Genomic DNA, 19,595 nt, shown 5'->3' on the forward strand with positions numbered 1-19,595 from the left:
GCATCACCAGACTGTTAACGACCCTAGTTTCTTGGCGTTAAAGCCTATATAGATGCCATATAAATTAATCCAGCAAGTTGTTTGCCATAATCCTGAAAAGGCTCATGTTTTCTGAAGTTTCGAGATTATCAGGCAAAAAAAAGCGCCCTAGTCGAGAAAATAGGGCGCAGAAGGTACAACGCTTAGGTAGGAGGCTACGACGATAAAACTATTAAGTACATACATTATCTAGCATTAATGATGCCAATATTTAATGCTCAGTTATAGCTATGATCCGGCTCTGTTTAAATAACAATTTGCATGATATTTGCACCAAAATCGGCTGTTAATTCTCATGCGTGTTTTGACTTGGTGCGTTACAGGAATCCTAGATTGCGCCCACTGCGGCATCTTTAATCACCTCAATGGTATTTTCTTCCGCTTCCGCCAATGTAACGAGCGGGGTTTTGGGGTTATATGATTGGGAAGCGGCATAGGCGATGGCGACTTTATCTTCGGCAGATTGGTTCTTTAGTTCGCTTTTTTCAATATACAGCTCTTCAAGCAGTTCATTCCAAACCAGGCCATCTTTGAAAGGTATCAATTTATAGGTAATGCCTTCCAGCTCAACCTGCATGCCTTTACCGATATTTTCCACATAGATTAAAGCGATACAGTCCGTTGCAATATCGGCTTTATATTTTTCAACAAAGACCGGGAGCAAATCGAGCGTAGGCAACAGGCCGTTGATGAATTTAATCTTGTCGTTTTCAACGATCAGGGCGGAATGGATCAGCAGAGCTTCGGGCGGTTTGCGGTCGGTTGCCGAGCCTTCGCGTAGCGATCCTTCTTTTATAACCAGGTCGCCGCGATAAGCATAAACACCCGCAGTGCCGGTTTGACCGTTGACCAACGTGACAGTTAATAATCCTTTAGCTTGGTAGGTTTCGAGTAGCATTGTTTTTTCTCCAGATGGGTAAAGTGCAAGTTTGCGTATTAACCCTAATAAAGCAGGGTTTATGCCATATTGGAATGTTGCTATATCTTTCTTTTAAAACAGTGGGATAGAGATGTTTAGGCAGGGTGGCTGTTGATGGTTAGGACAACAACGCCAATTTATTTTGTAAGAAATTGTCGGGAACCCTACATTTTATTGAAAGGAAGATCGCTGGTTCTCAATCCCTGGATTGGGAATAGGAAGGCGAAGCTCCCGGCAATCGCTCCTGCGTTGCCCTACCTTCTGCATCCATGCAGTGGCAGCTTCGCAATATAGGAAGCTGGAGCTTCCCGCACTGAATTCCCAAGCTGGAGAGACTGTGAAAGTATTTGTTTAAGAGATTGACCACGGAGGACACTGAGAACACGGAGTTTTTAATTATTGAATGAATGAGATTATTTTCTTCGTGTCCTCGGCAACTGCTCCTGCGTCGCCTAAAGCGCCTACTGTTGGTGCTCTACCTCCTGCATCCGTGCAGTCGTTCGTGTCTTCGTGGTGAAAAATTGCATTAACTCGATTCGGGGAGCGCGTCGCTATGCATATCCCACAGCCGCTTATAACTGCTGTCCATGCGCGAAAGTTTGGCCGTTATCTGGTTGAGCCGGACCAATTCAGGAAACCTGCCTTTGGGACCTGTGCTGTACCATTGCTCCATGGCCAGGGTGAGTTGTTGCCTGTCCGAGTAATCCTGGGCTATCTGGTTCTTCAGCCACATCATGCTGTTGCCGGGCGTCAGGTCGACTATCCGGTAACGCACCGCGTGGTCAAAGATGCGCACGCCGCCGCCTTCTGCCGCCGTTTGGTACAGTTTTACCGGATCGACAACTTCAATTCCGGCCAAATAATCGATTGCGAACTCGTGCAGTTCAGGCAGCCACGGCACGGTCGGCCCCATCAAGACGGTGGTGGCGTGCTGGGCAAGCTCGGCCAGGCGCGGGAAGGTTTTATTGGTAATCGAACTGGCCGTTAAAAATACCCAGTCGGCATCGGGCAGTAAAAATTCGCAGGCGGGATCGGGATAGTCGCCCGGCATGGGCTGCCGCTCGATGATGCTGAGATTGAATTGTTCTACATAGCGTTCAATGCCCGGATAATGCCCGACAACGACGACTTTCTTGCCTTGCAGCCGGGGCAGGAAATGCTCGAAAACCGCCAGATTGGCGCTGTCGGCAGCAGGCAGCAGGGTTATGCCGGAGGGCAGTTCATAGCGATTCAAGCTGCAATTAATCGCCGCCATAGCTACTGTGGCTTTGTAAGGCTCCCAATCGGTAATTCCACCGGCCAATTCCGATAATGTTTTACCGGCCAGAGTGCCCGGCCACGGCAGGGTGCGGGTGGGTATGACGGGGCTCATCGCCAAACCGATATGTTGCGCTTTACAGACCGTCCAGACCAGGCCGATGTTTAAGTCGGTGACTTGGGTATCGCTGGCGGTATAGTCCAGCAACAGCTCATAAATTCGCGCCGGATTTTCCATATCGGCTATGCAGGCATTTCCAGCAGCTTGGCTTCAGATTTAATCTGTTCGGCTTTGCCCCAGGCTGTAACGCTTTCAACAAAGCGGCTGGACTTGCTCGGATGCGGCTTGACGACATCGTATTCCGCATAAAAAGTGCCGTCGCTATTAAACTGAAGCCTGCCGATACGCTGTTTTTGAGCGACGTCATACCAGTAGCCGGACAAGTTATGTCCGCCTGTATAAGGGTCTTTGACCAGTACAAAGACGGCCTCATCGTAATGCGGGTAGCGTTGAAGTTCCGCCGAGGTAAAGCCCAACTCGTTGATTTCTTCAGTCAGCCTCTGGCAAATGGACGTACCCAGGTTGCGGTTGGTTTTGATGTGCTCAGACAAATCCATAAGAGTTCCTCTCGCTACCAAATTTCGGCAGGAACCATTAGCTCGGCAACCGGCTCGCCGCCGAGCAGATGTTGCTCGATGATGGTAAGAACATCGTCTTTCTTCAGCTTACCGTACATAACCCCGTCGGGATAAACCAGAACGCTGGGCCCCATCATGCAAGGCCCCATGCAGCCGGTGTTGGTCAGGGCGATTTTTTCGAACAGGTTGCGGGCTTGGATTTCATTCATGAACTCATTCATGATTTCAGCGCAACCGCTGCTGGCGCAGGAGCCGCGAGGATGACCCTGCGGACGGTTTTGGGTGCATACGAATACGTGTTTTTCGGGTCTTGGCATGGTTTTGTTCCTTAATTCTAGAGAGATTGTTCAATCTACGAAAATATTCAAAAGTTTTTGATTCACCACGAAGGCACGAAGGACACGAAGTTCTTGGTAGTTCCCACGCTCCGGAGACTGTGAAAGTATTATCCGAATTACGCTAAAAACATTTTTCACCACGAAGACACGAACGACTGCATGGACAGATATTTGCTCCTGCAATATCTGCATTTCCCACGTCCCTGTGGGTCATGCAGGAGGTACGACTCCACGGATGGAGGAGGTAGAGCAATGCAGGGAGCAATTGCCGAGAGCACCAACAGTAGGCGCTTTAGGCGCAGCTTCCGCTCCTGCTCACGCTAAGTACCTACATCCATGTAGGCAACGCAGGAGCAGTTGCCGAGAGCACGAAGCTTTCAATGCATTGAATTAAAACGATTGTTTTTCTTCGTGTCCTTCGTGTCTTCGTGGTGAATTATTTCGTGTCTTTCGTGCTTTTCGTGGACAAATCGCCTGTTACGCAGCTTGTTTATGTTCATGGGTAAAACAGCTTTTCGGACATACTTTGGAGCACGCTTCGCAGCCGATACAATCGAGTTTGTTCTTTAAGCTCATAACCATGCTGTTGTCATCGTCGTCCTCGAAATCGCCGTAATCATCATCAAAATAATCAGCATCAAGCACATCGGCTTTTTCGACCAAATCGAACACATCGCGCGGGCAGACTTTAAAGCAGCGTCCGCAACCGATGCAGGTTTTTTGATTGATGTCGGTGACGTAAGCGGGCGTCCACTCCGTGCCGCCAAAGGTCACGCCGGTTACAAAATCAGACATGGTGATTCTCCTGCTCAGGCCGCATCGCTTTGAGCGGCGATTAGTTTTTGGTTGGCTTCATCCCAGGCTTTACAGGCATCGTAAGTCGCCTGGGCAATGCCCAACAGTTCGCCATAAGCGTCAGGCAGGCGGTCTTCGATCAGGTCATGCAATTCCATCGCCTGCTCGCTGGCCAGACGCTTGGTTTTTTTAACTTGTTTTTCCAGTTTTTTTAGTTCTTCGGACATGATCCAGCCTCCTTAATCGGTTGCCGCCGCATTGTATTTTTCGATTAAGCCGAGCGCTTTTTCGACGGTTTGGTCGCTTTTTTCGCGTAGGTCTTCCAAGCTTGAGAAACCGAAACGATGCGTATCGCGCAGGATTTTATCGACCACAATCAGTTTGCCGACCATGATCAACGCCCGGCCGAAACCTTCGTGGCTGAGATGAACCATCGGCGCCGCCATCAGGCCGGATTTCTTCTCAATCAGTGTGGCGAGTGAGTTGTAATAGGCTTTTAACCGGGCAATGGTGATTTCATCAGGGTCGCCGATGACCGGAATGTTCTTTTTACGATCCTTGGTTAATACAATCGGGTCGATGATTTTGGCTTCCGACCAGCCTTCATAGGTATCGTAAGTATCGATTGCACGTAATTGCTTGATCATGTCTTTGACGATGTCGGAACTCAGGTTGGCGTCGTCTTCTTGTACGACTAATGCAGCGGTGGCCATGTTTTTCTCCGTTATATAAAGTAAGCAGTAGGGTACGCATCGCGTACCATTTTCAAAGTCATAGTCATAGAAAGGTACGCGATGCGTACCCTACACTTGCTCGTTCCCAAGCAAGAGCTTGAGAACGAGCGCTATGGTGTCGTAGGAGCGGGCCATGCCCGCGAGATGCTGACGACATTTATTAAGTTAATATCGCGGGCATGGCCCGCTCCTACAAACAAGAGGCAATATCATTCATCCCAACCTTCATCTTCCATCTGGTTAAAGCGCTCGGGGTCGGGACTCTTGTGTTGATTAATCGCTTTTGCTAACCAGCTGGACGGACCGGCTTTCATCTCATTTTGCAGGTCAACGATCAGATCAGTAATCTTGCCGCCTTCATGCACCTTGACCGGCTGTATGCCTTTGGTGATCAGCTGGTTAATGGCCGAGCCGCCGACAGCTTGGCAATACACCGCCGCGCAGCCGTTCAGCAATTCAATCTTGACCGACAATTTATCTTCATTACCGTCCTGCTGGAGTTCGCCAAACTGGGCGGCTTCCAGCAATTGCGCATCGTCCATATTCACCGCATAAATCGCGAAAGACTTGGCCGAGCCGAAATGTTGGTTGACCGTTTCCATATCGGTCGTGGCAAACGCTATTTTTAATGCGGTTTCCATAAACTTCCTCTCATCAGTGCTTTGCACTATATGCATACGTCTTGTTAATGACATGACAGCGCTTTACTTGAATTTAGCTCTGTTATTTCACTGGCCGGTTTTTGGCCGTATATCGAGCGGTAGACCGGGATTTCTTCATGCGAATAATTGATGACCAAATTGGCTAAATCGAACAGCGTTTGCCGGGAACCCCGATAGCCGATCCAGGTTTTTTGATAGCCGCCGATGATGTCGTACAAGGGAAACCCGGCTCTTAAAATCGGCGTACCCAGCCTTTCGGCGGTATCGACGGCGTGAGAATTGCCGATCACCAGTTGCACCTTGTTGGCTTTGCCGATCAGTTCCATATCTTCAAGATCGCCGATTTTGATGCTGGCGACGGAAATACGCGACAACAACGGAACATTGCAGGATGTGACGGCGGCCACGACTTCCGCGCCCATTTCCTGAACCTGATCGACAAACGCATTCAGTAAATCCGCATCGGCCGCAATCGCGATACGCAATTGGCCGAGCATAAAATGCGTGTCCAGCATCGCATCCTGCAACTGCGAGCGTTGCCGTTCAATACGCTCGGGCACGTCATGACCGCTGATTTCGGCTAATGCGGAAATCAGCGCATCATTGGCTTTTAAGCCGTAAAGATGATCAAGCGCATAGGTCGGCACGCCGGTTTTTTGTTCCAGTAATTCCGCGGCTTTGGCTAGCGATGGGCCGATAACGATGGTTGCCAGTGCATCTCCCAATGTCGCCATTTCCGATATCAAGGTGCCGCCGATAGTCACCGGGCTGAAATCTTCATCGGTCAAACAGCCATCCAACGAATCGGAGATGTCCGGTACGAAAACCGGCCTGAGCTGGAATTGTTCGAAAATATCCCGAAGCGCTTCCAGGTCGCCGGGCGTCAGCATGTAATTAACCAGAACATTGACCTGGCGTTTTCTTTTTCCGGGGTAAGTTCCGGCTTCCTTGGCATCCGGCAACAAGGCGCGAATGATTTCGGTCAGCGTCGCGGCAAAACCGGTCTCGACACTGCCGGTAAAATCGGGCGTATTGACCGCGACGACGGCGACATCGGCAAATTCCGGGTTGGCTTCCCTGAATTCCCGGACATTCCGGTGCACATCGGCGCCTTGCGTTTCCGCCAGGCCGGTCGTCAAAATCGTAATCAGGGCAGGGCGGGATTTTTCGGCAATGGTCTTAATGCCTTCGACAACGTTTTCGTCCGCGCCCATCACTGAACTGCCTTGATCCATTGCCGTGCTTTGCAATGGAATGGGCTCTCTGAAATGGCGCACGAAAAACACTTTGGCAAACGCGGTGCAGCCTTGCGAGCCGTGCAGCATCGGCATCGCACGGTTAAAGCCCAATGTCGCCAGCGAGCCGCCAATCGGCTGGCTGGCTTTCAGCGGATTGACCGATAGCGCTTTGTTTCTTTTCAGGATGTCAACCATTGCTCGCCTCCTCGTCAATATTTGATACTGCTGAATTAAGAGTGGGCGCTCCTTCTCCCTGAGGGAGAAGGTTGGGATGAGGGGATTCAAATAAGCTTTTTTCCTTATTTTTGACTTTCCACGGTGCAGGCGCTCTAACCGCCTCCCAGACCGGGCTTTCAATCGTCAATGCCAGCTGGCGCACTAGTTCCAACATGCCTTGGTAGCCTTCATAACCGAATTCGCGTTCCTGGTTAATATCCAAAAACGGAACCTTGGCTTTTAACGCGGTGTACATGTTGCGGCCGCCGGCGATCAGGATGTCGGCCTTGTAATCATGGACGATTTTCAGCAAGGCTCTGGGGCTGCCATCGTCGATCATCACCGTATCTTCGCCCATCAATTCGCGGATTCTGGCTTTGTCTTCTTCAGTGGATTTCTTGGTGCCGGTCGCAACGACCACCATGCCCAAATCCTGCAACGCGGAAATCACCGACCAGCTTTTTACGCCGCCGGTAAACAGCAATACCCGTTTGCCTTTCAGGCGCGCTTTCCACGGCTCCAGCTCTTTCCTGATCCGGGTTTCTTCGCGCAGGATCAGTGCTTCGGTACGCTCCGTTAAATCCGGATCGTTAAGCACTCTGGCAAAATCCCGTAACGATTGGCTGGTGTCGGTAATGCCGTAGTAACTGCCTTCAAACCAGGGCGTGCCGTACTTTTGCTGTAACTTGCGGGCGACATTGACCATCGCTTTGGAGCACACCATCATATTGACTTCGGCTTTGTGCATGGTTTGCACTTCGCGGAACCTTGCATCGCCGGACAAGGTGCATAAGATGCGCAAACCCAGTTCATCGAACAGCGGCAGCACATGCCAGAATTCACCGGCGATGTTGTATTCGCCGATCAGGTTAACGTCATGGATGATGATTTCAGCGCGTTGTACGGTTAACGGTAACGGATCGGGAGCGCGGGTGCCGATCACATGATTGACCATCGCGTCACCGGCGATGCGGTTACCGAGATTCTTGGTGCCGTAAAATCCGGCTGAATCAATCGGCACCACCGGAACGCCCCAGCGCTCTTCGGCGGATTTGCAGACCGCGTTAATATCGTCGCCGACCAAGGCCGGAACGCAGGTGTTGTAAATAAATACGGCGGGCGGATGATAGCTGTCGATCGCCTGCTTGATCGCATGAAACAAACGTTTTTCCGAACGTCCCATCACAATGTCCTGCTCGGTCAAATCGGTGGTCATACCGATGCGGTATAAAGCCGCGCCGGAAGAGCGCGTGCCCCGGTTATCCCAGGAACTGCCCGCACAAGCGATAGGGCCGTGGACAATATGGGCGACATCGGCGATAGGCAACAGCGCAATCTGCGCTCCGTCAAACGCGCAACCGCCCGCCGAAGCGCCGGGCTTGGGTTTGGCGCAACCGGATTTTTCCTTCTTGTTATGCTCACAGGCAGGTTCGTCCAGCAGCGCGGCAATGTCTTTAGTTGATTTCATGACTATGACCAAATGGCTTTGTTTGATTAAGCTAAAGCAAGCGTTGTGCCATTTTGTATAATGTTGAAATTATTGGGGTTTGTTGAGTATGGTTTTGTAGGAAAGCTTACAAAGCTGCTGGAGGGGTATGACAGGCAGTCAGAATGATATTGCAAAAATACGGCATTGCCGTATGATTTGTTTTTATGTTCACCGTAATAGAAACTCCCATTTTTCAAAAATATGCTGCCGATATATGGTCGGATGCCGAGCGTGAGGCGTTTATTAATTGGTTGGCCATCAATCCCGAAGCCGGCGATGTTATTCCAGGTACGGCCGGGTTGAGAAAAGTACGTTGGTCGCGTCAGGGTATGGGCAAGCGAGGCGGTGTGCGGGTGATTTATTTCAATCGATTGGAAGAGGGGGTGATTTGGTTGCTGATTATTTACGCCAAAGCTAAATTCGATAATCTTCCTGTTGCAGTTTTGAATGCGCTAAAAGAGGAAATCAACAATGGATAAAGAAACCGAACAATTTTATGAAGACCTGTTGCAGTCCGTTCGTGAAATGAAAGGAAACCAGCGTGCTAAAGAAACGGCGGTTCCAGTGTCACGGGTACTCGCGGCGAGAAGCAAAACCGGCTTATCGCAAGTGCAATTTGCCAAACTGCTAGGCGTTTCAGTCCGTACTTTGCAAGATTGGGAGCAAGGCCGCCGCGAACCTTCCGGCGCGGCTAAAACATTGCTGCGAATTGCCGAGCAGCATCCAGAGGCATTACGGGATTTGGCGGCTTAAGGCTTATTGTGATTACCCATAGACCGATAAAACTCAGTCCCGAGCGTTTGGTGTACCTAATTTGAATTTATGGCATGATTGAAAAAGAGTGCATGTAGATACCCTGTAGAATTGTTTTACTCGAAGAGGCTTTGAGAGGGATGTAAATTCAACCTCGAAGTTCAATCCTAGTATTTATATGACGTAATACGTTACGCTTTTACACTCTCCTTAAATTTAAAATGAAATCGCAATTGTCTAGTTTCATCACAACTTCTCGATACAGCAATGCGAGAGAATTATTGTTAACGAGTAGAATAAAATACGACCTGCTGCTGGCAGCGGCACTTCACGGTTACGATTTTACTAATCTATACGCCAACAGTTGATTGTGATGGATTTGATTTAATTTTCGATGATCGACGCACACTTGTACCCATCCAGCTTAAATCCGTCTTCGTCGATACCAATAATATAAAAAAACGCCGAAAAAGACCCAAAGATAGATGGGAAATCCACCGGAAATTGATTCGTCCACTATTTTCTAACTTGGAAGGTTTTCGCCTTCATTCACCATCTTATGGCGCGGGGCGGGGCGGTGGAATTTTGCTCGTTAACATTAAGGAGGAATATCATCGCGAATCATTGGAAATCAGCTACTTCTACTGCGACTTCTTAGTACTTCACCTCTTTCTTGAAAATTTAATTCAACCGAAAAAAATTTCTCCATCCAAAATTAATGATCTCAAATACGAAATAATCGACACAATGGACGGCAAGTTTTGGTTACCCAAGTGGGCTTTCGTAAAAGCCAAATCCCCTGAGCATTTACTTGCATTAGCGGGATTAGGCAGCAGAGTGAGTAGCTTATGGAGAGAATATATGTATGAATTATTGTGTTGCAAAAACATCCCAAGCTTCCAGTCTGAACTTGGTTCCGAATATGAAATGAGAGAATATATAAAAGAGCAAGTTAATAAATTGATAGACAATTAGCATAAGCTCGGATGAAACGCAGAAACAAATAGGAACAGGTCTTTTATTTTTGCAGAAAATCAAACCCATAAAACACAAATTCACCATTAAAGCCCCAACCTCTAACCCATCAGACGGAACCCTCTCATGAAAATAATCTCCTGGAATGTCAACGGCGTTCGCGCTGTGCAAAGCAAAGGCTTTGCCGAAACGCTTAAGCTGCTTGATGCCGACTGCATTCTGTTGCAGGAAACCAAGGCCCAGGCCGATCAGATCGATAAGGCGCTGCAGGGCATCGACGGCTACAAGATTTATTCCTGCTGTGCCGAACGCAAGGGTTATTCAGGCGTCACCATCTTGTCCCGGAAAGAGCCGCTGCAAGTTATCAGCAATATCGGCATTGCCGAGCATGATCTGGAAGGCCGCGTGATCGTTGCCGAATTCGAAAATTTTTATCTGCTCGACGTGTATGTGCCTAATTCCGGCGAGGCCTTGGCCCGGCTGGATTACCGCCAAACTTGGGATCGCGAATTTTTGGCCTATTGTCAGCAACTGCAAAGCAAGAAACCGCTGATCGCTTGCGGCGATTTTAATGTCGCGCACCGGGAAATCGATATTGCCCGCCCGAAGCCGAATTACAATAAATCGTCCGGCTATACCCAAGTTGAAATCGACGGTTTCAGCCGTTTTCTCGACGCCGGACTGGTCGATACTTTTCGGCATTTCCATCCCGATACCGTTGCTTACAGTTGGTGGAGTTTCCGCGCCGGGGCCAGGGCAAAAAACGTCGGGTGGCGGATCGATTACGTGCTGACCAGTGAAACGATTGTCGACAAAGTCAAACAGGCCTTTATTCTGCCGGAGATTCTCGGCTCGGATCATTGCCCGGTCGGCATCGAGATAGATCTTTAAATTATGCCTAAACGCGAACAACTGATGCGGGCTCATCGAACCGCATTATTCAATTGCAGCAAATGCCCCGAAATGATCGGGCCGGTCGTGAGCGGCAGCCCGGTATTATCGAAGATTTTACTGATCGGTCAGGCGCCCGGCGATAAGGAAGGCGGTTTCGGCAAACCGTTTGCCTGGACGGCCGGTAAAACGATGTTCAAATGGTTTGAGCGTATCGGGCTGGATGAGGAGACTTTTCGGCAGCGTGTTTATATGGCTGCGGTGTGCCGCTGCTTTCCGGGTAAAAATCCGAAGGGCGGCGATCGTGTGCCTAGCCCGGCTGAAATCGGTCATTGCGCAGGCTGGCTGCAAGCGGAAGTCGATTTGCTTAAGCCCGATTTGATTCTGCCGGTCGGCAAACTGGCGATCGGCCAGCTAATGCCAGTCAAAAAGCTGAATGATGTGATCGGTAAGCTTCATCCTGTCACTTTTCATGGTCACCGCACAGAGGCGATCCCTCTGCCGCATCCGTCCGGCGCGTCGACGTGGCATAGAACTGAAGCGGGTCTTGCGCTGCTGGAATCGGCATTGACGATTTTGCAGAATCATCCGTCTTGGCGGCAAATTTGCCGAGATTGTGCGCTTGAGGACAAGTAGTCGTATCTAAAAGATCGTGTCGTTTCGTTCGGAACGTTGCCAGTTAGACCTTCCAGGTTTTGAAAACCTGGAAGGTCTGCCATGCGTATGGATTAAACCCGCAACAACGCCTTAGCCATTCTTTCAGAAAGTTGCTCTTCGACGAATTGCGGTTCGTTGGGCGGATAAAGCTCCACTTCATCCAGTTCAAAGTTATATTCTTTGCCCAATGTGATCAGTTCTCGGATTTTTTGTACGGCTAACAGTTTCTCTTTTAGTTCAGCATCTGTTTTCGCCATCTCAGAGAAGGCTTTTATTTGTGCAATTGACATGGTGTTGACTCCTTTTGTTGAAAATTACTGCAATGCAGTTGATGAAAAACTCAGTGTTCGCTACACGCTGTAAGGCGTGTCAATCCAGTCTTTAAGTACTGCGACGTCGCGTTCGGGCAGGTAAGAAAAATCCCCGCTAATGTCTTTATAAACCGCCACGCCGCAGTTCGGGGAAACCAGCTTGCCTTTGACCATGTAAAAGAACCAGGCAAACGGGTAACCGGCTTGGCGATCAAAACGGGCTAGCAGACTATGCAATGCGGTGCCTTTTCTACCGTTAATGTCTTCCAGTTGCGGGACGTTTTTTTGCTGGGTGTTGATCAGTTCGACGTTGATTATTTGCTCGCCGAAACGCCCGGTATGCCGGAAAGGTCGGACAATCCAGTCATCGGAAAGCACGGCTTTTTGCTGGGCGCTGCTGCGGTTCCAGTCGTCCATAAAGCGCTGTGCCGGATGCTCGCTGACATGGTATTTATTGATTTCATCCATGAAAACCGACACGTCAGTTTTACGTCGATAAGAATAACGTGACGACTGCATGGATGCAGGAGGTAGAGCCATGCCGGGAGCAATTGCCGAGGTTCCAATGCAGAATGTTTCTATGCATTCCGGGTCCAGTGGATCAATAAATTCTTCCAGATCCTCCGGCGGATAGTCGCCATTAACAAGCAGCCGATCCGACATCTCATGGGTTTTATCAATGTCGATCTGGATGAATTGTTCCGCTTTAGCGCCGGTTTGGATCACAAAATAAAGGGTGTTGCCGGTCTGCCGGGTGGCGATGAACTTTTGTTCCCGTGCATGATCGATCAGGGTTTGCAGATCTTTGCCGCACTCGATGTAAGTACGCTCGGTCCATTCGATCAAATTGTTGGCAATGCGTTTTCCGCTCATATCGACAATGCCGCCCAGCCGATACCATTCTTCGCCGGTTTTGGCCAAGCGAATGGGGTAGCCGGGATTCAACGCTTGAAGCTTGGAAAGTAGTAGTTCGTCTTCATGGTCTGGCAGGGTGTGCTTACAGATTTTTGCAAGCTGTTGCCCGTCAAGTTGAAAAGGTTGGTCAGTCATAGGCTGTTCCCGGTTTCTCGGTGTTATGAGAATGTAAATTTAATCGATCCTGCACCACGGCCCTGACATCGGGTTCGGGATCATCAAGCAAGCAGGCCAATGCTTCGGGCGCAACACGCTGGGCAGCGGTATAACGCACTACCCAGTCGGTATCATTTAGCATGATGACGGCATCAACCGGGTTCATGCGTTCAGCGACGATGCGCCGGACTTCAGGCGCACTGTCATCAGCCATCAAGCCAAGGCTGACTTCGGGCAAACGTTCGGCCACGATTTTCCGTACTTGCAGGTCTTCGTCGCGAATGAACCGGAACAGCCGGCCTTTCGGCAGTCTTTTGGCTATCGTTAATCTGACGATATAGTCTTTATCGCCGGCCATCTTTTCCAGGTCTTCAGGCGCAAGGCGGTCGGCGACAGTCATGCGAACTTCCCGGTCGGCATCGTCGATTAACAGATGCAGCTGAGACGGCGGTATCCGATAAGCGACCGCGCGCCTGACCACTTCATCTTCATCGTCGATCAGCTCGGCAAGCGCTTTTTGCGGCGCGTAACGGACCGCAATCGCGCGTCGTTCCCAAAATCGGTCGTGCAGGTATTGCTCGGCAAATCCCGGGTTAACGCGAAAAAAGCGGTCGATTTGACGGCCGCTTTCGACGAATACGCAGGTGTCGCCGGGCATGCAACGCCCCATCAGCAGGGTTTTGCCGCGAAATGGACAAAGACTGCAATCGGCAAAAGGAACGCTGACAGGGCTTTCATGGCCGGACATGGGAATTTCCGTTTAGTCAGGGATGATTTCTGCAACGACAATGCCGGTAGCAACATCATAATCGTTGGTCAGGCACAGACAGTGATCCCGTCCGTCGATTAAATAAAGATTGAAATCTTTATGCTCAATAACCGGCTTATTGTTGGGCAGATCGTCGTCCATGCAGTAAGTGAAATGGATGGGTTGATATTGCTGTCTCAGCTCGGAAACCGTAGCGTCATCAAGCCCCATCGTTTCAATTTTTGCCGTGATGGCGTTGATTTGTTCAGTAGTAATCATCCTGTCGCCTCTCTTTCAAACCTGAACCGGTCGTTTGCTTCAATACCCATGACTTTAGCCAACCAAGGGGGCGGAGTTCCAGCGATCACGGTTTGCAGTTGGTCAATGATTTCAGCAATCGATTCAATGCCGGGCAGCTTCATTGGATGAATGCCCAGTTTGACGATTTTGGCTGCCGCAGGGCCGCCAACCGAGGCGATATAAAGCACTTGGCAATCCTTAATCAGTTCCGCCCTGAATACGTTTTTATCCTCCACGTCCAGGCCGTCGGGGATGTCGGTATCGCGAATGTCGACCAATCGGGCTTCATCTGCTGAAACCTGGTAAATCATAAATTGGCTGCAAGAACCGAAATGACCGTCAACGTTGATGCCGTCGTTGCTGGCGCAAGCGATGCGAACCGAACCGGGCATGTCGCCGTCAATATAGGCTTGTTGCTTGGGGATATTCAGACCGGATTTAAGGACGCTTAAAGCATGAGTCAACAAAGGTTCGTCAACATCGATAAACTCACCGGCTTTAGCGGTTTTTAGCGTATTAAGATCAATGCCGACAATTTTTTCTTCAGTGATAGGAAGGCCGATGCAATCAGTCAATACTGAAAGCAGGCGTTTGGCATCGGTATCGGGCAAGGCGCGAGCGGCCAGCCCGATACGTAAAGCCAGTTCTCGCGAGAGTTCAGCCTGGCTGTTCATCTGCTTAGGCCTCTAAAGGCAATATGCAGTTATCGATAGGACATACTTTGACGCATTGAGGAATGTCAAAATCCCCTTCGCATTCGGTGCAGGTTTTTTTGTCGATTTCAAAGACAATTTTGCCCTCGGTGATGGAGTTAGTCGGGCAGACCGGTTCGCAGTCGCCACATGAAATACAATCCGCTGCAACAATATATAAGGCCATGATTATTCTCCTAATCTAAACGTTTCGCGCGCAAGGTGACAGGGAAATCCGGTTGTGCGTCCAGCGGTTCGAAATAATATTTCGAGCCGTCGCTGAGCAAAACTTCGCCGCCCCATTTATCGGAGCTGTCGAATTCAACGGATTCCGCCACTTCTTCCAAATCTTTCTTGGGTACGTAGAAGACTAATTTGCCCTCTGCATTTTTCTTTAACATGACACTAGGCATTGAGTTTCTCCGTTTACACGCATTTAAGGTTGTGGGCGATTACGGTCGCCCTCATACACACTTATTTAAGTACACTGATTGATTCACCACGAAGACACGAAGTTCACGAAGAAAACAAGGTAAGTTCTCGTTCCCACGCGCTGCGCTCGTCGTTATACACATCTCGACGTAGGCCGGAATAAGCCTGTCCGCGCGTTAAGCGCAGGACTGGTGTTTCCGGCGCTTCGATTGCCGGAAACATCCGCCCTTGCTGTCGCCGGGCGGACTTATTCCGGCCTACATCGGAAGTCGCCCCCACATCAGCAATTATTCTGTCTAATCCGTTTAACTTAATGGCAGTGACGTGCGCGTGGGAACGAGGAACGGGGATTACAAAACCCGTCCCTCGTGACTTAAAACCTTCGTGTCCTCGGCAACTGCTCCTGCGTTGCTCTACCTCCTGCGTCCATGCAGTCGTTCGTGTCTTTCGTGGTGAAGTCTTTTCTAACTTAACGAATCAAATCGTAGTTATAGTCAGTTGTCCCCATACCTTTGGTTTCTTTATCCAACTGTTCCAGTACGGCATTAACCAGGGTTGTCAGCATATAAATAGCGCCTTCATAACCCAGTGTTGTCATTCTGTGCAGGTGGTGTCTGTCAAAGATTGGGAAACCGATGCGAATTAACGGTACTTCAAACTCTTCGCCTTTGTAGAAAGTATCGCGTTGGATGAACTTGCCGTAAGAATTGCCGATCATGAAGTCCGGTTTGTTGGTGAAGACCAATGAGCGGAAATGCCATAAATCTTTGCCGATATGGACTTCGGTTTTTTGTCCATAAGGCGAATCTTGCAGCATTTTGTCCATGGCTTTTTTCCAACGTTTGTTGGCATGGTTGCATAAGACGTCAGTCGGTTCAGCGCCCACTTCCAATAGGAATTTAGTCATGCCCATGACGAAATCCGCATCGCCGTATAGAGAGAACTTTTTGCCGTGCAGCCAAGCGTGAGAGTCGGTCATCATGTCAACCAGACGGCCGCGCTCCAGTTCCAAAGACGCAGCAATTGGTTTGCCGGTTAATTCGGAGACTTTCATCAGGAATTCATCGGTCCATTCCAGGCCCATCGGAATGTTGATTGCAGTAGCGGGTTGATGCCAAATGTTTTGCACAAACTTTTTGGTTTTTTCCAACTGCCAAGGTTGCAGCAATAAAGTATCGATCGCATTAGGCGAGTCTTTCAGTTCGGCTTGGGTCGTACCGCCGGCATACATGCGGAAAGTTCCGTCAGCGGGCGTATCCAAGACTTCGGAAGGATCGCTCATTAAACTGTAATCAACACCCATTTCTTTCATCATGCGGTGCATGACGCGGAAGTTGCCCAGATAAGTTTCAAAGCCCGGAACCAGGTTGATCTTGCCGTTGGAACCGACTTTTTTGTCGTCCATATGGTTCAAGGTGAAATACTTGATCATGCCTTCAAACATGTTGTCCCAACCCGTAGTATGGCTGCCGACAAAGCTTGGGGTATGGGCAAAAGGCGTTGGGTAGTCCTGTTCGACATGTCCGGCTTTTTTAGCGTTATTGATGAACGCGTTTAAGTCGTCACCGATAACTTCAGCCATACAAGTGGTTGAGACTGCAATGATGTCGGGTTTGTACAAAGCCTTGGCATTTTCCAAGCCGGCCATCATGTTTTTTTGTCCGCCGAAAACCGCTGCGTCTTCAGTCATGGAGTCGGAAACGCAAGCGACAGGCTCTTTAAAATGACGGTTGAAATAAGTACGGAAATAAGCGACGCAACCTTGCGAACCATGAACATAAGGCATGGTCTTTTCAAAACCTAGCGCACAAAGTACAGCGCCTAGCGGTTGACAGGCTTTAGCCGGGTTTACCGTTAATGCTTCGCGGTTAAAATTGATTTCTTGGTATTCCTTGGTGGTTGTCCATTGGAATACTTCGTCAATTTTTTCCTGAGGATGACGCTCTTCATAAGCTTCACGTTTATTGGCGAGGCTTTCCTTGTATTCGTCGTTGCGGAATAAAGGATAACTCGGTTGTATGTTTTCGACTTCTTGACTCATGATAATCTCCTACGCGCCACTAATCTGTGGACGACGGTTGAAGGAACGGTAGGGTACGCATTGCGTACCTTTTGCAAATCATGCGGCGCTCCGTGAGAAGGTACGCGATGCGTACCCTACATCGTTGAACCGCGTTGGGTTGCAGGCTTTTTGCAACCCAACATTTACCGATCGGTTTAAGCGCTTGCAGCGACTGCTACGTTTGAACTCTCAGCTGTTTTCCAAGGTGCTTTCACTTGTTTCCAGCAAGGGTTGTTCAATGTCATGTCCATATCGCGGGCGAAGATGGCAAAGCCGTCATAACCGTGATAAGGGCCGGAATAATCCCAAGAGTGCATTTGACGGAACGGAATACCCATCTTTTGGAAAATATACTTTTCCTTGATGCCGGAACCGATCAAGTCAGGTTGGACTTTCTTAACGAACTCTTCAAACTCATAGCCGGTTACGTCGTCATAAATCAACGTCGCATTGCCCATTTCCTTGATAGTACGGTCGTAGTCGTCGTTGTGGCCGAATTCATAACCGGTACCGACAACTTCCATGCCCAAGTCTTCATACGCACCGATAACATGACGCGGACGCAAGCCGCCGACATACAGCATCACGCGCTTGCCTTGCAGGCGCGGTTTGTATTTGGCGATAACCGCATCGTATTCAGCTTGATATTTAGCGATAACTTTTTCAGCGCCGGCTTGAATCGTTTCATCGAATAACGCAGCAATTTTGCGTAATGATTCGGCAATTTTGGTAGGGCCGAAGAAGTTGTACTCAATCCAAGGGATCTTGTATTTTTCTTCCATATGCCGCGCAATGTAGTTCATTGAACGGTAGCAATGGATCAGATTCAATTTAACCTTTGGCGTTTTTTCCATTTCCGCAATCGTGCCGTCACCGGACCATTGGGCCACGACGCGCAAACCCATTTCTTCCAGCAAAGTACGTGAAGCCCAAGCATCGCCGCCGATGTTGTAGTCACCGATCACAGCAACGTCATAAGGCGTAGTTGGCCAAGTATCATCGCCATCACGGTTTTCCAGGACCCAGTCACGAATCGCATCGTTAGCAATGTGATGGCCTAACGATTGGGAAACGCCGCGAAAACCTTCGCAGCGAACCGGCACCACAGGTTTGCCGATGTCTTTGTTGGCTTTTTTGGCGACCGCTTCAATATCGTCGCCGATCAAGCCGATCGGGCATTCCGATTGAATACTGATGCCTTTGTTTAATGGAAACAGTTCTTCGATTTCAGTCATGATTTTGGCCAGCTTTTTATCGCCGCCGAAAACAATGTCCTTTTCGGTAAAATCGGAAGTAAAGTTCATGGTGCCGAAAGTATTAACGCCGGTAGTACCGACATAATAGTTACGGCGACCGGCGCGCGAATATTGTCCGCAGCCGACCGGGCCGTGCGAGATATGGATCATATCTTTAATAGGCCCCCAAACCACGCCCTTGGAACCTGCGTAGGCACAACCGCGAATGGTCATTACGCCGGGCTGAGATTTACGGTTTGAAGTAATGCATTTATTGGATTTTTCCAAAGACTGATCGTTAACCGCCAAGTGCTTGGCGCGATCTTTCCTTGCTTGTTCGGGATAGACTTCAAGCACTTCTTGAATAAGCGCTTCGGTCTCTTCTTTTGTTAGAGCTGCCATGAGTATTCTCCTACTTGTGCCGTGGGTAATCCCCCAACAGACAGGTTTTAGGATGGAAATCGTAGGGTACGCATTTATGCCCCAGAGGGTATCGCGTACCATTTTTGGACTTGCCAAAAGGTACGCGGTGCGTACCCTACGGTTGTTCAGTATTAAGCGGTTGCTTCAGCGGCCGCAGTGATACCGATAATCGATTCGTCTTCCTGATCGATAATACCGAATTCCATCATCAATTCTTCCAGTTCATCCATCGTGATTGGAGTAGGGATAATGAAGTTTTTGTTATCGCGAATTTTCATAGCCAATTGACGGTATTCGTCAGCTTGTTTGGCTTGTGGTTCGTATTCGATAACAGTCATACGACGAATTTCAGCGCGTTGCACGACGTTGTCGCGTGGTACGAAGTGAATCATGGTGGTGCCGATTTTTGCAGCCAAAGCAGAGATCAATTCGTCTTCACGAGCCGTTTCACGTGAGTTACAAATCAAACCAGCTAAACGTACACTGCCTGAGTTAGCGTATTTCACGATACCTTTAGCAATGTTATTAGCGGCATACATTGCCATCATTTCGCCCGAGCAGACGATGTAAATTTCTTGCGCCTTGTTTTCACGGATTGGCATGGCAAAACCACCACACACAACATCCCCAAGTACATCATAAAAAACGAAGTCAAGTTCATCGTCATAAGCACCTTCTTCTTCAAGGAAGTTAATCGCTGTAATTACACCGCGACCCGC

Annotated in this window: 26 protein-coding genes; 5 read left to right on the top strand and 21 right to left on the bottom strand. The window is 49.3% G+C overall.

Features of this window, described 5'->3' with window-relative positions; translation table 11 throughout:
* Nucleotides 1-367 precede the first annotated feature (367 nt).
* From M0R47_RS12375 to nifE, 10 genes are all read right to left on the bottom strand, one after another.
* Nucleotides 368-937, bottom strand: a complete 570-nt coding sequence (locus M0R47_RS12375; RefSeq protein ID WP_292555142.1) for a hypothetical protein — start codon at nucleotides 935-937, stop codon at nucleotides 368-370.
* A gap of 547 nt (nucleotides 938-1,484) precedes the next feature.
* Entirely contained in the window at nucleotides 1,485-2,453 is a 969-nt protein-coding gene (locus M0R47_RS12380; RefSeq protein WP_292555145.1) for a DUF364 domain-containing protein, read from the bottom strand.
* A gap of 5 nt (nucleotides 2,454-2,458) precedes the next feature.
* On the bottom strand, nucleotides 2,459-2,833 hold the full coding sequence (locus M0R47_RS12385; RefSeq protein WP_292555148.1) for a hypothetical protein: 375 nt from the start codon (nucleotides 2,831-2,833) through the stop codon (nucleotides 2,459-2,461).
* Nucleotides 2,834-2,847: 14 nt separating this feature from the next.
* A complete protein-coding gene (locus tag M0R47_RS12390) occupies nucleotides 2,848-3,171 on the bottom strand; it encodes a (2Fe-2S) ferredoxin domain-containing protein (RefSeq protein WP_292555151.1) in 324 nt (107 codons plus the stop codon).
* Between the two features lie 498 nt (nucleotides 3,172-3,669).
* On the bottom strand, nucleotides 3,670-3,987 hold the full coding sequence (gene fdxB, locus M0R47_RS12395; protein ID WP_292555154.1) for a ferredoxin III, nif-specific: 318 nt from the start codon (nucleotides 3,985-3,987) through the stop codon (nucleotides 3,670-3,672).
* Nucleotides 3,988-4,001: 14 nt separating this feature from the next.
* Entirely contained in the window at nucleotides 4,002-4,214 is a 213-nt protein-coding gene (locus tag M0R47_RS12400; RefSeq protein WP_292555156.1) for a CCE_0567 family metalloprotein, read from the bottom strand.
* A 12-nt stretch (nucleotides 4,215-4,226) separates the two neighbouring features.
* Nucleotides 4,227-4,700 carry a NifX-associated nitrogen fixation protein gene (locus tag M0R47_RS12405; RefSeq protein WP_292555159.1) on the bottom strand — a complete coding sequence of 158 codons (474 nt, stop codon included), beginning with the start codon at nucleotides 4,698-4,700 and terminating at the stop codon, nucleotides 4,227-4,229.
* A 230-nt stretch (nucleotides 4,701-4,930) separates the two neighbouring features.
* On the bottom strand, nucleotides 4,931-5,362 hold the full coding sequence (gene nifX / locus M0R47_RS12410; protein WP_292555162.1) for a nitrogen fixation protein NifX: 432 nt from the start codon (nucleotides 5,360-5,362) through the stop codon (nucleotides 4,931-4,933).
* Nucleotides 5,363-5,406: 44 nt separating this feature from the next.
* The gene (nifN, locus tag M0R47_RS12415; RefSeq protein ID WP_292555165.1) at nucleotides 5,407-6,816 is read right to left on the bottom strand and encodes a nitrogenase iron-molybdenum cofactor biosynthesis protein NifN; all 1,410 of its coding nucleotides are present in this window, start codon (nucleotides 6,814-6,816) and stop codon (nucleotides 5,407-5,409) included.
* The gene (nifE, locus tag M0R47_RS12420; RefSeq protein WP_292555168.1) at nucleotides 6,809-8,305 is read right to left on the bottom strand and encodes a nitrogenase iron-molybdenum cofactor biosynthesis protein NifE; all 1,497 of its coding nucleotides are present in this window, start codon (nucleotides 8,303-8,305) and stop codon (nucleotides 6,809-6,811) included. Before nifE ends, nifN begins: the two co-directional genes overlap by 8 nt.
* 185 nt (nucleotides 8,306-8,490) lie before the next feature.
* On the opposite strand from nifE, the gene M0R47_RS12425 reads away from it, so the two are divergent.
* The 5 genes from M0R47_RS12425 (at nucleotide 8,491) to M0R47_RS12445 (ending at nucleotide 11,581) form a co-directional block, all read left to right on the top strand.
* The gene (locus M0R47_RS12425) at nucleotides 8,491-8,805 is read left to right on the top strand and encodes a transcriptional regulator (protein WP_292555171.1); all 315 of its coding nucleotides are present in this window, start codon (nucleotides 8,491-8,493) and stop codon (nucleotides 8,803-8,805) included.
* A gap of 46 nt (nucleotides 8,806-8,851) precedes the next feature.
* Nucleotides 8,852-9,079, top strand: coding sequence for a helix-turn-helix domain-containing protein (locus M0R47_RS12430; protein WP_366513212.1), 228 nt, complete (start codon nucleotides 8,852-8,854; stop codon nucleotides 9,077-9,079).
* A 504-nt stretch (nucleotides 9,080-9,583) separates the two neighbouring features.
* Nucleotides 9,584-10,054 (top strand): hypothetical protein, encoded by a 471-nt coding sequence (locus tag M0R47_RS12435; RefSeq protein ID WP_292555177.1) that lies wholly within the window; start codon nucleotides 9,584-9,586, stop codon nucleotides 10,052-10,054.
* 126 nt (nucleotides 10,055-10,180) lie between these two features.
* Nucleotides 10,181-10,945: an exodeoxyribonuclease III gene (locus M0R47_RS12440; protein ID WP_292555180.1), complete on the top strand. Its 765-nt coding sequence runs from the start codon at nucleotides 10,181-10,183 to the stop codon at nucleotides 10,943-10,945.
* 3 nt (nucleotides 10,946-10,948) lie between these two features.
* Complete coding sequence (locus M0R47_RS12445) at nucleotides 10,949-11,581, top strand: uracil-DNA glycosylase family protein (protein WP_292555183.1); 633 nt, start codon at nucleotides 10,949-10,951, stop codon at nucleotides 11,579-11,581.
* Nucleotides 11,582-11,673: 92 nt separating this feature from the next.
* Here the strand turns inward: M0R47_RS12445 and M0R47_RS12450 are convergent, their stop codons facing one another.
* From M0R47_RS12450 to nifH, 11 genes are all read right to left on the bottom strand, one after another.
* Nucleotides 11,674-11,892 carry a Nif11-like leader peptide family natural product precursor gene (locus M0R47_RS12450; protein WP_292555186.1) on the bottom strand — a complete coding sequence of 73 codons (219 nt, stop codon included), beginning with the start codon at nucleotides 11,890-11,892 and terminating at the stop codon, nucleotides 11,674-11,676.
* A 60-nt stretch (nucleotides 11,893-11,952) separates the two neighbouring features.
* On the bottom strand, nucleotides 11,953-12,963 hold the full coding sequence (locus M0R47_RS12455) for a hypothetical protein (RefSeq protein WP_292555189.1): 1,011 nt from the start codon (nucleotides 12,961-12,963) through the stop codon (nucleotides 11,953-11,955).
* Nucleotides 12,956-13,732 carry a 4Fe4S-binding leucine-rich repeat protein gene (locus M0R47_RS12460; protein WP_292555192.1) on the bottom strand — a complete coding sequence of 259 codons (777 nt, stop codon included), beginning with the start codon at nucleotides 13,730-13,732 and terminating at the stop codon, nucleotides 12,956-12,958. Before M0R47_RS12460 ends, M0R47_RS12455 begins: the two co-directional genes overlap by 8 nt.
* Nucleotides 13,733-13,744: 12 nt before the next feature.
* Nucleotides 13,745-14,011, bottom strand: a complete 267-nt coding sequence (locus M0R47_RS12465; protein ID WP_292555195.1) for a DUF6129 family protein — start codon at nucleotides 14,009-14,011, stop codon at nucleotides 13,745-13,747.
* A complete protein-coding gene (nifX, locus tag M0R47_RS12470; protein ID WP_292555198.1) occupies nucleotides 14,008-14,706 on the bottom strand; it encodes a nitrogen fixation protein NifX in 699 nt (232 codons plus the stop codon). The genes M0R47_RS12465 and nifX (M0R47_RS12470) overlap by 4 nt, the downstream gene beginning before the upstream one ends.
* Nucleotides 14,707-14,710: 4 nt before the next feature.
* Nucleotides 14,711-14,911 (bottom strand): 4Fe-4S dicluster domain-containing protein, encoded by a 201-nt coding sequence (locus M0R47_RS12475; RefSeq protein WP_292555201.1) that lies wholly within the window; start codon nucleotides 14,909-14,911, stop codon nucleotides 14,711-14,713.
* 10 nt (nucleotides 14,912-14,921) lie between these two features.
* Nucleotides 14,922-15,137, bottom strand: a complete 216-nt coding sequence (gene nifT, locus M0R47_RS12480; RefSeq protein WP_292436256.1) for a putative nitrogen fixation protein NifT — start codon at nucleotides 15,135-15,137, stop codon at nucleotides 14,922-14,924.
* A gap of 103 nt (nucleotides 15,138-15,240) precedes the next feature.
* A complete protein-coding gene (locus M0R47_RS12485; RefSeq protein ID WP_292555204.1) occupies nucleotides 15,241-15,378 on the bottom strand; it encodes a hypothetical protein in 138 nt (45 codons plus the stop codon).
* 247 nt (nucleotides 15,379-15,625) lie between these two features.
* Entirely contained in the window at nucleotides 15,626-17,197 is a 1,572-nt protein-coding gene (gene nifK, locus M0R47_RS12490; protein WP_292555207.1) for a nitrogenase molybdenum-iron protein subunit beta, read from the bottom strand.
* 176 nt (nucleotides 17,198-17,373) lie between these two features.
* Nucleotides 17,374-18,855 carry a nitrogenase molybdenum-iron protein alpha chain gene (gene nifD / locus M0R47_RS12495; protein WP_292555210.1) on the bottom strand — a complete coding sequence of 494 codons (1,482 nt, stop codon included), beginning with the start codon at nucleotides 18,853-18,855 and terminating at the stop codon, nucleotides 17,374-17,376.
* 152 nt (nucleotides 18,856-19,007) lie between these two features.
* Nucleotides 19,008-19,595: nitrogenase reductase (gene nifH, locus M0R47_RS12500; RefSeq protein WP_292555213.1), on the bottom strand; the 588-nt coding region annotated here is incomplete at its 5' end.

The organism is Methylobacter sp., from assembly GCF_023227905.1.
Classification (GTDB): domain Bacteria; phylum Pseudomonadota; class Gammaproteobacteria; order Methylococcales; family Methylomonadaceae; genus Methylobacter_A.